Here is a 12618-nt window from a genome sequence, read left to right as displayed (position 1 = left end):
CATGTTTATTAATTATTTAGTGACAGCCCTACGGGCATTTAAACAGCAAAAACAACATTTTTTACTTAACATCATTGGCTTAAGTGTTGGTTTAGCTGCGGCTATTTTAGTGGCCATGTTTGCTTTTAATGAAGCTTCTTATGATGAACAGCAACCCAATGCTGATCGCGTGTATCGTGTATATCAATATTTTCCATCACTTGGAATGGGGGCACCCGTAGTCAATAAAGATGTGATCGCGTCTTTTAAAGACATGGCTGAAATTGAAGACATACTCTCACTTGATCTGGTCCCACCTGGCTCTGAGTTTGTTCGTGATGGGGTTGGCTACAAATTAGAAAATGTACTCGCGGCGCGTAGTAACGTGACTGATTTTATCAATATCGATATTGCAGCAGGGGATCTGGCAAAAGTACTCACTACGCCAAATATGATTGCTCTCAGTGAGCAGTACGCAATACGGATTTTTGGCAGCACGGCTATTATTGGTGAGACCTTAATACAGGGTAATAAACGTTGGCAAGTCGGTGCGGTATTTGCCGATCTGCCAGATAACACTCATTTTTTCTTTCAAGCATTAATTAAAGAGCCACCAGCAAATAGTAACTTTCAAAATAACAATGGCTATACCTATATTCGGGTTACTCCTGGCACTGATGCTGGCAAGCTTGCTAAAGCTATTGAGCAACGTTATAGAGAGGTTGTTTATAAAGACTCTGATTATGACTCAGCACAGCTTACGTTGAACCCTTTAACAGCCCTACATTTAACTGCCAGCTCTAATTTTGAAATGAAAATGAATGGCTCGCTTTCAACGCTGCGTATTTGTATTGGTTTAAGTATTTTGTTGGTGCTGCTAGCGGCTTTTAATTTTATCAATATGAGTATTGCGCAATCTGCAAAGCGCGCAAAAGAAGTGGGTGTTCGTAAGGCGCTTGGCGCGAGCAAATCACAAATTGTTTGCCAATTTTTAGTTGAATCATTACTTATTACCATTATTGCAGCACTAATAGCGTGCATGTTGGTTGAATTGGTAACGCCGGCTTTTAATCAATTAGTTGATCGTCAGCTAGCGCTTAATTACAGTTCAGCTTTAGGCGCAGCAATTGCAGTTGTTACCTTGTTGGTAGGTTTGCTTGCGGGGATTTATCCTGCGATGTTTATGTCGGCGTTTAGTGCCAAACGAGTACTTAGTGGTGATATACAACGCGGCCGCACAGCCATAGCGGTGAGAAAAAGCTTATTGGTTTTACAGTCTGCGTTGTCGGTCGCACTGATCATTGCCGCCTTATTGCTACAACAGCAGCTGGCACATTTGCAATCACTCCCTGTTGGTTACGCAAAAGAAGGCAAGCTGATGATCAGTGATATTGACGCAGGAGATATATTCTATAACCAAAACAATGTGCTGTTAGATCGCATTAACGCTATTGATGGTGTGAAACAAGCCAGCGTAATAGATATTTCACTAACCGGTGCTTATAACTCGTCTCGCACATTTACGGCTGATAACGGTCAGTTTACTAAACAAACATTACCCTTTATTGGTGTGGGTAATGATGCTGTGAGTGCTTTGGATTTATCACTGGTAGCTGGGCGTGACTTTAGTGCAAAAATGGGAGCTGATTGGTTTAATAAAGTCAGTGATACTCAAGCGACCGCGTCAGCAATATTGACCGAATCTTTAGCTAAACAAGCGGGCTATGCAACCGCAGAAGATGCAATTGGCAGCATTTGGCGTACTGACACAGGTTACGGCCAAAAACTTACCATAACGGTTGTTGGCGTTGTTAAAGATATAAAAGTAGGTAGCGTTAAAGATACACAGCCCTCCACCATCTTTATTTGCGGTTACACCAGTAGCTGGGTTGGTAGAATTATCGTTAATCTGGATTTAACACAGCTCCCGCATGTTAAGTCACAGCTTGCTAACATCTTGGCCGAAACGCTTGATATTTATGACCCAAAAATAGAAATGATGGCTGACAATTACCGTGCGCTTTATCGTAATGACGAACGCGCCACTGAGTTTGTCACTTTGTTCTCAGGCTTAGCTGTATTCTTAGCGTGTGTGGGGACCTTTGGGTTAGCGTCATTCTCGGTATTACGTCGCCAAAAAGAAGTCGCGGTACGCAAAGTACTTGGCGCATCACGCATCAGCATTATGAACCTACTGGCGAAAGAGTTTTTGCTTTTAGTTGTGGTGAGTGTAGCCATAGCATACCCGCTTACTTATTGGCTGGTGGGCGATTGGCTCGCAAACTTTAATGAGCGTGTTGACCAAGCTATCTGGGTTTATTTAATAGCAGCTCTTAGTGTTGCTGCGATCACTTGGCTCACGGTTGCCAGCCTTGCCTTTAAAGCCGCCAGTACACGACCTTCGTTGACACTGCGTTATGAGTAACAATTAACAAACTCTCAAAACTCCAAGCCTAGCAATATTGCTAGGCTTTTTGCTGTTATATTTTGTCGCCATAAATGACGACCTACAACATAAAGCTTAAATATCTTTAATTTTCACAGCAGGATTACCGACAACAACAGTGTTCGCGGTCACATTTTTGGTAACGACTGACCCTGCGCCCACGACAGCATTATCGCCAATGGTAATGCCTGCTAATACTATAACTCCCGCGCCTATCCACACGTTATTGCCTATGATAATGGGGGCTGTAAAGTTCTCTTTATTGAGCCGTTCTGTAGAATTAACTGCGTGCGAAACTGCTAATAGCTGTACATTGGGGCCAATTAAGCAGTCACTGCCAATGTTTATTGTGCCTTCACTTATTGGCGCATCTAACACGGTGCAGTTAATGTTTATAAATGTACGATCACCTATATGTATTTGCGAGCCATAATCACAATGAAAGCCCGCCTCAATAATAACGCTCTCGCCAGAGTGAAAAAATAGCCCTTTAATACGCTTTAAATTACCTTTACTGGGGCTTTTGTTAAACAAGCGGCAGATTTCATGGGCGATTTTGCGTTGCTCTAAATATAATTTATCGAGGCTGTTGAATTTATTCATGAATTAACGCCGTTATTTATAATTGCACTTAGCTTAACTTGATTGCTAATAAGGTCAACGCTTGATGGGGCTTATTATATTTTTATGAAAAAAGCGGTATTTTTATACATTCACTTGCCATTTATGTTGTTTCGTTTAAAATCCCCTAACTTTCGAAACGAAACTTAAATGGTTTGCTTAATGACTAAACGAAACACCCAGCAACGTCGTCACCTTATTCTTACTCAAGTTAATGAGTTAGGCGAGGTAGCCGTAGATATTTTAGCTGAGCAGTTTCAAACCTCTGAAGTAACCATTCGTAAAGACCTAACCGCGCTTGAAAAAAGCGGACTATTACTGCGCCGCTACGGTGGTGCAATTGCGCTACCGCAAGAAATTGTAAGCGATGACATTGATTCAAAACGTAAAGTGGCGATTGCAAAAGCCGCAGCAGCACTCATCAAAGATCATAACCGCATTATTATCGACAGTGGTCGCACTACTGCCGCAATGATCCCCGAGCTGGGTAATAAGCGCGGTTTAGTGGTGATGACCAATGCAATTAAAGTGGCTAATCGCTTATTGGCGCTGGAAAACGAGCCAACACTTTTGATGACCGGTGGTACTTGGGACCCGCATTCTGAGTCGTTTCAGGGGCAGGTTGCAGAGAGTGTTTTACGTTCTTACGATTTTGATCAGCTATTTATTGGTGCCGATGGCATTGATGTTGAGCGCGGTACTACTACCTTCAATGAGCTTGTGGGCTTAAGCCAAGTAATGGCAGGCGCTGCCCGAGAAGTGATTGTGCTGGTGGAGTCAGAAAAAATCGGCCGAAAAATCCCTAATTTAGAATTACCTTGGCAGCAAGTGACTACGCTTATCACCGACAGCAACTTGGCGCTTGATGCTCGCAAAGCAATACAAGCGTGTGGTGTGCAGTTGATTTGCGCTGAGCTATAAACTTACAAATTCGTGTTTATCACAGGCCGACAACACTTGTGATGTACATTTAAATATTAAACAACACATACAAACCCAAAGTTGACGCTTTGGCATGTGCAAAAGGAGATAATATGTGTGGAATCGTTGGGGCAGTTGCAGAACGCCCAGTAAATAAAATTTTAGTCGAAGGCTTAAAGCGTCTTGAATACCGTGGTTACGACTCAGCAGGCGTGGCATTACTTGAAGGCAACAGCCTAAATACCGTAAAAGCGGTAGGTAAAGTAGCAAACCTCGAAAGCGCGCTGAATGAAGCAGGCGTTAGCGGCCACACCGGTATTGCACACACTCGCTGGGCAACTCACGGCGGCGTGACTAAAGCAAATGCGCACCCGCATATTTCAAACAGCGAAATTGCCTTAGTACACAATGGTATTATTGAAAACCATGCCAGCTTACGTGAAGCGCTAAAAGGCGATGGTTACGAGTTTTTATCAGACACAGATACCGAAGTTATGGTGCATTTAATTCATCAACTTCGTCAGCAACACACTTCTTTACTTGCGTCAGTACAAGCGGCAGTTAAGCAGTTTGATGGCGCATTTGGTACGGTAGTATTTGATAAAGCTAACGATAATGAAATTATTGTCGCCCGTTCAGGCAGCCCGCTAGTAATCGGCTTAGGCCTTGGCGAAAACTTTATTGCTTCAGACCAATTAGCATTATTACCTGTTACGCGCAGCTTTATTTACCTTGAAGAAGGCGATGTAGCGCGTATCACCCGTGATAGCGTAGAAATCTTTGATGTAGACGGTAACGCTGTTGAGCGTGAAGTGATCGAATCAAACATCACTCAAGATGCTTCAGGTAAGGGCGAATACCGTCACTACATGCTTAAAGAAATTTACGAACAGCCACTTGCGGTACGTAATACCCTTGAAGGGCGTTTAAATGACGACCGTGTAGCGATTGATGCCTTTGGCGACAGCGCGCAGCAGATTTTTAAAGATGTAAAACACGTACAAATTATTGCCTGTGGCACGTCTTACCACTCAGGTATGGTTGCACGTTACTGGCTTGAGCAATTTGCAGGCGTTAGCTGTAACGTAGAAATTGCCTCTGAGTTTAGATACCGCCAATCTTACGTACATGAAAACAGCCTACTTGTGACAATTTCACAGTCGGGTGAAACAGCCGATACTTTAGCAGCACTGCGTTTAGCAAAACAGCAAGGCTACATGGCTTCAATGACCATTTGTAACGTGCCTGGCTCATCACTGGTGCGCGAATCAGACCTTGCCTTTATGACCAAAGCCGGCGCTGAAATTGGTGTTGCTTCTACTAAAGCATTTACCACGCAATTGGTTGGTCTGTTAATGCTTACTGCGTCTATCGCGCAAGAGAAATGCTTAGATCAAAGCACTATTGTTAACGCCATTAAATTGCTTCCAGCTAAATTAGAAGAAACTTTATTACTTGCTGATGGCATTGCCGACCTTGCAGAAGAGTTTGCCGACAAGCACCACTCACTGTTTTTAGGTCGTGGTTCACAATACCCAATTGCAATGGAAGGCGCGCTTAAGCTTAAAGAAATTTCATACATCCACGCAGAAGCCTACGCAGCCGGTGAGCTTAAACATGGCCCATTAGCACTGATTGACGCCGACATGCCAATCATCGTTGTAGCACCCAATAACGAATTGCTTGAAAAGCTTAAATCAAACGTAGAAGAAGTACGTGCTCGTGGCGGCATCATCTATGTATTCGCTGATAAAGATTCACACTTTGAGTCAGACGAAACCATGCGTGTGATCAACGTAAACCACGTAGATGACGTGATTGCCCCAGTGGTATATACACTGCCATTACAGTTGCTTTCGTACTATGTAGCGGTAATTAAAGGCACTGACGTTGACCAGCCTCGTAACTTAGCAAAATCGGTTACGGTTGAGTAAAATCAATAGATTGGTAATTACCTGCTAAAGATAAAAAAGGCGCTCAATGCGCCTTTTTTAATATGTGCGCTCACCTAAGTCATAAGCAAAGTAGCCATAAGCAATTATTAGCATCAAACCTAAAAATGATATATGCATTACGCGAGCTAAAATCAAATCTATAGGTCTGGCGTGCCGTAAAATGGCTTCGTCATTAACAACCGTCGCTTTTGCGGGTTTTTGTCGTCTAATTACTTTGCCATACATGCTCACTCTTATACCTATACCTTTATCCCAAAGCGGCTCATGTATCCCTTCTTTGCGCATTTTTTTCTCAATATGTTTCATTGAAATGCGAGTGAAACACAAGGTTGAAATGAAAAAAGAGATCAATACAGGAAACGATACTATAAAAAAAATGATTTCGGGTATTATATACATGATTTAAAACCAATTCATATCAGAGTAGGGAGTATATATTAAGGTACGAGATGATATACCCATCGATTATAATTTAGGCGAAAAATTAATAAGCTCGTTCTCCAAAGTCATATGCAAAATAACCATATACAGCTAAGATCATCGCCATAGTAAAGGAGTAATGCATTACTCGAGCGAGTACAAGATCAATAGGGCGTGCATGGCGAAGTATTGCTTCGTCATTAATGACAGTCGCTTTGGCTGGCTTTTGACGACGAATTACTATTGCGTACATATTAATCCTGATACCTAGCCCTTTATCCCAAACCGGCTCGTGTATTCCTTCTTCGCGCATTTTCTTTTCAATGTGCTTCATTGAAATGCGAGTAAAACACAATGCTGAAATTAGGAATATAACTATTGAAGGGCCAGCTAGTAGCCAGTAAAAATTCTCAGGTATGATTAACATTTAAAACCAACTTATGCTAGAGCTTGTATCATACAACATTCCTGCAAAGGCTTGTCCAGTAGAGTCACCAGCTTTACCAGCAGCATACCCAGCACCTAAACCTGCTCCAATTAATATAACCCAGCCAACAGGGCCCATAGCAATAGCTATGCCGACACCTGCAGTAATTGTGGCACCACCAACGAAAGCACCTGCGGCGGTTCCAAAGCCAAACCCTGTGGTTTCAACAACTGCACGACGCTGCCAGTCTTTACCTGCCTTATAATCGTTATAAACATTATCAGCACGTATGCCAGCATCAATCGCAATGACAAATTTTCCTGCAATATTAGAGCCTTGCTCTAATTTACGTAAATGCTGAATATTTGCTATAGATGTTAATTGCAAAGGAGCAGAACTTCTTGCGCTTCTTGCTGTATCAATGCCTCGCTGCGCATTAGACCAGATATTACCCCTTGCAGATGCTTTCACTTTGCCTTTGAATTTAACCATTTCTCTTTTAAATTCAGTATTAAGTTCTAGATGGGCTTGCTTAGCTTTATTACCTAGTTTGATTAATTCTAATTTAGGTAGCTTGTTCTGTGACGCTTTTCTAATTTCAATTAAGCTAGTTTGATATTTTAGAATAGCTTTTCCAAATGTACTTAATCTAACTTGGCTTGACTCTAAGGAAGTAAGTGCTGCGCCAGTGGCAGTTAAGGTATCAAGATTCCTCCCAAGAACTTCTTGGCTCGTTAAACTTCTTACTCTATCAACATATGGAGATATTTCCGCGTCGTATAGCGCAGCAATAGCCAAAGCATCTTCATCGCCGAAGTTGTTTACTATAGTGCTGACATTTCTCTTAGTATGCTCAGGCCAAGACACTGTATTATCTAGTGCGCATGCAATATCAGGGCGAGAACGACGAAAATCACTCATATCCCCAGATTGTGGAGATCTCAATATGAACGGAGTTCCTTGAGGTATAAAGTTACCTATAATATGAGGGTTATCCTCTCTAAACCTTTTTAATTGATCTAAATCACTGCTGTTAAATGGTAAGCTTGCTCGGCTTTTTGTATTAAAGCATAAGTCAAATTGAGACATGATATTTCCTTGTATCTAAAATTAATCCATTCAATCAAAGAAAATAACATACTCGAATTAATAAGATCAAGAATATAAGCGCTCTTAATAAATACTTTAATGTGGTATTCGTAACTAATCACCCCGTTACAGTTACTTTCATACTACGTAGCGGTAATTAAAGGCATTGACGTTGACCAGCCTCGTAACTTAGCAAAATCGGTTGCGGTTGAGTAAAATCAATAGTTTGGTAATTACCTGTTAAAGATAAAAGCGCTCAATGCGCCTTTTTTTGTGCCTGAAAGTCTGTTAACTTAAGTAACTCATTATTCTCTAAGGGATTAGTCATGCGTTTATTTGCTGCCATTTGTTTTATTAGCTTTAGTATTTTTAGTTCACAAAGTGCCTTTGCACAATCTAACACTAAACAACAAACAGCTGATTACTCTGTGCACACGCACACTATTAAATCGGCTGTTTTAAACGAAGAACGCACTGTTGTCGTTCAATTGCCTAAAAGCTATCAATCTGAGCCAAATAAGGTGTATCCAGTCATATATCGCTTAGATGGAGCGGGTAATATACCGCTTGCTAGTGCTGTTATTGAGCGCTTACAAAATGATAATCGTGCGCCTGAGGTTATTATTGTCGCTATTGAAAACACCAATCGACTCAGAGATTTTTATCCTACAGTGAACAAGGAACCACAGGGCCCAGTTGGTGAAGGGGGCGGTGCAGCAACGTTTTTAGCATTCTTTGAGCAAGAGCTTATTCCTCTCATTAATAAGAATTATCGCACGCATGACTATAAGGTTATTTCTGGTGCCTCCGCTGGTGGTGTATTTGCCTTATATGCGTTGCAGGCAAAACCTGAGTTATTCCAAGCACACATTGCTTATAGCCCCGCAGTTTGGTGGAACTATGGCGCATCGGTAAAAAGCACAAAATCTTTTATCGCTAAAACGAAAGAGCTTAACAGTTACGTTTACATTAATATTGGCGAAGAAGCCGGTATTATGCGCGAAAGATACGATGACTTACAACAATCATTGCAATCGAATAAGTTGGCAAATTTGCGCTTTTTTAATGATGCGTTTGCTGGTATCTCGCATAACCTGACTTCCGTCGCAGGGGCATTTAATGCCTATCACAACTTATTTTTTCCTAAACAAATGCCAATGAGCGCTTTAACTGACGATGTTGCGTCTATTGATGCATATTATAAAACATTATCTCAACAATGGGGCCAGCAGATATCTCCACCAGACCGTGCTGTTAGATTACTTGGTTACAACCTAACGGATAGCAAGCTGTTTGCCCGTGCAATTGAGGTGTTTAAGTACAATTTAAAAAACCACCCCAAATCAGTCGATGCGCTTTCAGCCTTATCTTATGGCTATGAAATGCAGGGTGATACTCGTCAAGCGCTTGAATATATGGACTCTGCTTTAGCGATTGCTGACGACTCATATCCTTATATTGATTACTTAAAAGAAACAAAAGCTAGGTTGCAAATACAGTTAAATAATAAACGCTGATATAAGATTAATGCCACTCACTCTTTAGTGAATGGCATTATCATGGGCTCGTAGCTTTCGTTTTGAGTTTAGCGGTGCTGATCTTCCAACTTAGTTAAGCTTTCGACATTTTAAACTGCTGCTTTGTTATGGCAGGGCTTCCTCTGTGCCTAAGTTCCGATCTGGTTGTTGCTCTTCTTGTTGAGCTGATGTGAGTGCACGTTTGAGCCATAGCAGCCCAAATAAAGATGCAATAACACTACCAACAACAATAGCTATCCAAACAGTCCAAATTGCTAACGCGAATACGTTAATGGTAATAAAGCTAATGACGAGAGAAAGGCCAATTCTTGCAAATGTAATCCAAAAACCTGGCCATGATTTTCCTATGCCTTGAAAAATACTGGCTTCAATGAAAGCAACAGCAAAAAAGAGGTAGCCTAATGGCACGATGCGAAAATATTGCAGGGCATACTCTGTGACAAGCGGATCAGCTGTAAAAATGGCCACAATATAAGGAGCAAAAATTAACACCAGTAAACTAAACAGCAAGGCGGAGCCTGAGCCATACCGTACAGACACATTTAAAACTGCACGAACTCTATCGTGATTACCTGCTCCGATATTTTGCCCAATCATCGACATTGCAGCAAAACCAAAGCCAATAGCGGGAATAAAAGCAAAAAACTCTATTCTAAAACCGATAGCAAAAGCGGCGGCCCCTGCTTCTAAAAAAGTAGCTGAAACAATAAACATTAATGCAGAAAAACCCAGTGGATTAAGTACTTGATTGAGCGATGCGGGCAATCCAATATCGATGACTTTTTTTACCGACGACCAACTTAGTTGTAAATATTTTAGGTGTAGCGGCACCATCATGGTGGGTTTCATCAATAACCTTAAGGCTAGTACAATAAAAACAGCTTGAGAGATCAAGGTTGCATACGCGGCACCAGCAATACCCAACGCAGGGAAACCTGCATAGCCAAAAATAAAAATGGGATCAAGCACCATATTAATCATAGTGGAAAGGGCGAAGAGTTTAGTCATGGTAAAGTTATCACCCTGGGCATTATAAGAAATCGAGATCATCATCATTAAAAATGTCAGTATCGATCCTGCAGTGATTACAGTGAAATAGGGGGTTGCTAGCGGTAATATGTCGCCAACTGCGCCAGAAATAATCAGAAATTCATTACGGAAACTAAAAATGAACAGGGTAAAAAGCAGTGCCGCAATAATGGTTAATAGAAAGCCTTGACCGAGTACTCGCTCAGCGACGGCTATTTTCTTTGCCCCAATATTTTGCCCAACTAAGACAGAAGTGCCAACAGAGATACCCATTGCCAAACTGATCATAATAAATAAAATTATTTGTGAAATTGATACTGCGGCAATGGCAGAAGCTGAAATTTTCGCAACCCAAAATGCATCCACTAAGTTGTAGAGGGAATGAAAAAACATTGAGAGCATCATAGGCCATGCCAAAGACCATAACTGCTTTGGAATAGGGCCACTTGTTAGGTTTTGTCCTTGCATTGTTTAACCTTCCTTAATTTAAATGACAATAGATCTTCTACTTAGTCGTATGAGCAAGCGCACAATCGACAAATCACAACACTTACGGCGATACTTTTTATTGTGCGTTTAGTTAAAGCATTGTATCCAATATTATCTTCATTGTCTTATGCGGGTACGGCCACCATAGTAGCTTTATTGGGAATAAACGGCCATTTGGGCGTTGCTAATGGCCGTTAGTGTAATAAAAAACAAGGAGCAGTTTGAAAAACCGCAATAGGTTGTGGTTTAATTTGTTGATAAAATATCATGGAAGTGCGGAGTAAACTCGCGCCTACAAACAACATAAACCTGCTCGTAATTTGTAGCTCGAAATTGGCTACTGATATTTAAATCACTAACCCCTACTTACATACGCTAAAATTACAGGTTGTTTTTTAGTAATGAGCCCGCACTTTTTATGACCTCAGCCGCAAACCTTAGCAATTTCAACGAATTTGGCCATATTTTAGAGCTACTCGCATATTCTCTAGTAGTAAAACGCGAGGTAGCAACGTCGATTGAAAATATAAAACCCTCGCCCCTGCAGGCGTATTTAAATAAGCAAAATTGAGTTGTAATTTTTAAGCATATTAGGCTTGTAGAGTGTTTTAGTTGAGGGGGATTAAATGATCTGTGTAGCCAAATTGTCATATAGCATTGTTATACTGCCTTGAACTTTATTCAATAAATCACACATGACAGATAGAATCGCCATTTTCGAGCAAGCGGCTAATTGGGCTGAGTTATCTCAAAGCTTGTCAGCTGAACAACAGCAACAACTTAGAACCTGGCTAGATGAGGCGCCTGAACATCGTGATGCGTATCAAAAATGCCTTAAAATGTGGCATTCTGATGAACTTGAAAGCATGCTTGAAGAACAAGCAGAGCAACTCACGGTAAGCAGCAAAAAACCGATAACTAAGTGGTTGTGGGCAAGTGCATTTTGTTCAGTTTTTTTGCTAATTGCTGTTAACTTTTTAGCTTTACAGTCACCCGCTAAACCTGAAAGTATTATAGCAAAAACAAGCACCTCACAATCACGCTATGTAGATTTACCTGATGGCTCAGCCATGAAGGTTGGCCCGCAAAGTACCCTTAGTTACTTATTTACTGAGCGGTTACGTAAAGTTGAGCTAAGCCAAGGTGAGTCGCTTTTCTCTGTGCAACATCTAAGTGATAACCAACCATTTATTGTTGATGCTGGAGATACACAGGTTACGGTAACGGGCACTGAGTTTTCGGTAGATAAAAGTGACTTTGGTACTCAAGTTATTGTAGTTCATGGCAGCGTTCATGTTGCAAATCAGGTAGATAACACCACCGTTGAGTTAACCGCTGGGCAAAGTGTTGAAATCATTGATGGAAAAATGGGAGAGGTAAAACATTTGCCTAAGTCATTTAACCATTACTTAGATCTAGATAACCCGCAATCACAATGGCTGGATGCTTATCAAATGAGTTTGGGTTCTGTACTTGCAAAGCTTGACCGACAAATGAGCGAGCAAATTAGCTTAGAAGATAATGCCCTCAAATCAATGCTTGTTACTGGTCGGTTTAATCTAAACACGCCAAAACAAACGCTGCAGATGCTTGCCTTAGCCAATAAACTAAGAGTATCGCAATACTCGGGGCAAATTATTATACGTAATAACTAACATGCAAAGAGTAAGCGGTTTATTGCTATTACTCTGCCTCTGCAATAGT

The 12618-nt window shown here is 41.2% G+C and carries 10 protein-coding genes; 5 read left to right on the top strand and 5 right to left on the bottom strand.

The window, feature by feature from the left end; genetic code table 11:
• Window position 1: 1 nt before the first annotated feature.
• Entirely contained in the window at window positions 2-2404 is a 2403-nt protein-coding gene (locus ACMVDV_RS13415; protein ID WP_416158452.1) for an FtsX-like permease family protein, read from the top strand.
• Between the two features lie 96 nt (window positions 2405-2500).
• Here the strand turns inward: ACMVDV_RS13415 and ACMVDV_RS13410 are convergent, their stop codons facing one another.
• Entirely contained in the window at window positions 2501-3028 is a 528-nt protein-coding gene (locus ACMVDV_RS13410) for a sugar O-acetyltransferase (protein ID WP_416158451.1), read from the bottom strand.
• Window positions 3029-3208: 180 nt separating this feature from the next.
• Here ACMVDV_RS13410 and ACMVDV_RS13405 point away from each other — a divergent pair, with 180 nt between their 5' ends.
• Both ACMVDV_RS13405 and glmS read left to right on the top strand, forming a co-directional pair.
• Window positions 3209-3967: a DeoR/GlpR family DNA-binding transcription regulator gene (locus tag ACMVDV_RS13405; RefSeq protein WP_416158450.1), complete on the top strand. Its 759-nt coding sequence runs from the start codon at window positions 3209-3211 to the stop codon at window positions 3965-3967.
• Window positions 3968-4080: 113 nt separating this feature from the next.
• On the top strand, window positions 4081-5901 hold the full coding sequence (glmS, locus tag ACMVDV_RS13400; protein WP_416158449.1) for a glutamine--fructose-6-phosphate transaminase (isomerizing): 1821 nt from the start codon (window positions 4081-4083) through the stop codon (window positions 5899-5901).
• 57 nt (window positions 5902-5958) lie between these two features.
• On the opposite strand, the gene ACMVDV_RS13395 is transcribed toward glmS, so the two are convergent.
• From ACMVDV_RS13395 to ACMVDV_RS13385, 3 genes are all read right to left on the bottom strand, one after another.
• On the bottom strand, window positions 5959-6228 hold the full coding sequence (locus tag ACMVDV_RS13395; protein WP_416158448.1) for a hypothetical protein: 270 nt from the start codon (window positions 6226-6228) through the stop codon (window positions 5959-5961).
• A 178-nt stretch (window positions 6229-6406) separates the two neighbouring features.
• Window positions 6407-6595 carry a hypothetical protein gene (locus ACMVDV_RS13390; RefSeq protein ID WP_416158447.1) on the bottom strand — a complete coding sequence of 63 codons (189 nt, stop codon included), beginning with the start codon at window positions 6593-6595 and terminating at the stop codon, window positions 6407-6409.
• Window positions 6596-6769: 174 nt separating this feature from the next.
• Window positions 6770-7858 carry a hypothetical protein gene (locus ACMVDV_RS13385; protein WP_416158446.1) on the bottom strand — a complete coding sequence of 363 codons (1089 nt, stop codon included), beginning with the start codon at window positions 7856-7858 and terminating at the stop codon, window positions 6770-6772.
• A 326-nt stretch (window positions 7859-8184) separates the two neighbouring features.
• Here ACMVDV_RS13385 and ACMVDV_RS13380 point away from each other — a divergent pair, with 326 nt between their 5' ends.
• On the top strand, window positions 8185-9375 hold the full coding sequence (locus ACMVDV_RS13380) for an alpha/beta hydrolase-fold protein (RefSeq protein ID WP_416158445.1): 1191 nt from the start codon (window positions 8185-8187) through the stop codon (window positions 9373-9375).
• Between the two features lie 126 nt (window positions 9376-9501).
• Here ACMVDV_RS13380 and ACMVDV_RS13375 read toward each other — a convergent pair whose 3' ends face one another.
• Window positions 9502-10893: an MATE family efflux transporter gene (locus ACMVDV_RS13375; protein ID WP_416158444.1), complete on the bottom strand. Its 1392-nt coding sequence runs from the start codon at window positions 10891-10893 to the stop codon at window positions 9502-9504.
• Between the two features lie 716 nt (window positions 10894-11609).
• Here ACMVDV_RS13375 and ACMVDV_RS13370 point away from each other — a divergent pair.
• A complete protein-coding gene (locus ACMVDV_RS13370) occupies window positions 11610-12569 on the top strand; it encodes a FecR family protein (RefSeq protein ID WP_416158443.1) in 960 nt (319 codons plus the stop codon).
• Window positions 12570-12618: the final 49 nt, after the last annotated feature.

The organism is Pseudoalteromonas sp. ASV78, from assembly GCF_047806705.1.
GTDB classification, from domain to species: domain Bacteria; phylum Pseudomonadota; class Gammaproteobacteria; order Enterobacterales; family Alteromonadaceae; genus Pseudoalteromonas; species Pseudoalteromonas prydzensis_A.
This window is presented reverse-complemented; position numbering and strand designations above follow the sequence as displayed.

Excerpts from the sequence above, each read along its gene's own strand:
- ACMVDV_RS13385 (WP_416158446.1), bottom strand. The coding sequence starts at position 7,858 with ATGTCTCAATTTGACTTATGCTTTAATACAAAAAGCCGAGCAAGCTTA.
- ACMVDV_RS13410 (WP_416158451.1), bottom strand. The coding sequence starts at position 3,028 with ATGAATAAATTCAACAGCCTCGATAAATTATATTTAGAGCAACGCAAA.
- ACMVDV_RS13405 (WP_416158450.1), top strand. The coding sequence starts at position 3,209 with ATGACTAAACGAAACACCCAGCAACGTCGTCACCTTATTCTTACTCAA.
- ACMVDV_RS13390 (WP_416158447.1), bottom strand. The coding sequence starts at position 6,595 with ATGTACGCAATAGTAATTCGTCGTCAAAAGCCAGCCAAAGCGACTGTC.
- ACMVDV_RS13370 (WP_416158443.1), top strand. The coding sequence starts at position 11,610 with ATGACAGATAGAATCGCCATTTTCGAGCAAGCGGCTAATTGGGCTGAG.
- ACMVDV_RS13380 (WP_416158445.1), top strand. The coding sequence starts at position 8,185 with ATGCGTTTATTTGCTGCCATTTGTTTTATTAGCTTTAGTATTTTTAGT.
- ACMVDV_RS13415 (WP_416158452.1), top strand. The coding sequence starts at position 2 with ATGTTTATTAATTATTTAGTGACAGCCCTACGGGCATTTAAACAGCAA.
- ACMVDV_RS13375 (WP_416158444.1), bottom strand. The coding sequence starts at position 10,893 with ATGCAAGGACAAAACCTAACAAGTGGCCCTATTCCAAAGCAGTTATGG.
- glmS (WP_416158449.1), top strand. The coding sequence starts at position 4,081 with ATGTGTGGAATCGTTGGGGCAGTTGCAGAACGCCCAGTAAATAAAATT.
- ACMVDV_RS13395 (WP_416158448.1), bottom strand. The coding sequence starts at position 6,228 with ATGAAACATATTGAGAAAAAAATGCGCAAAGAAGGGATACATGAGCCG.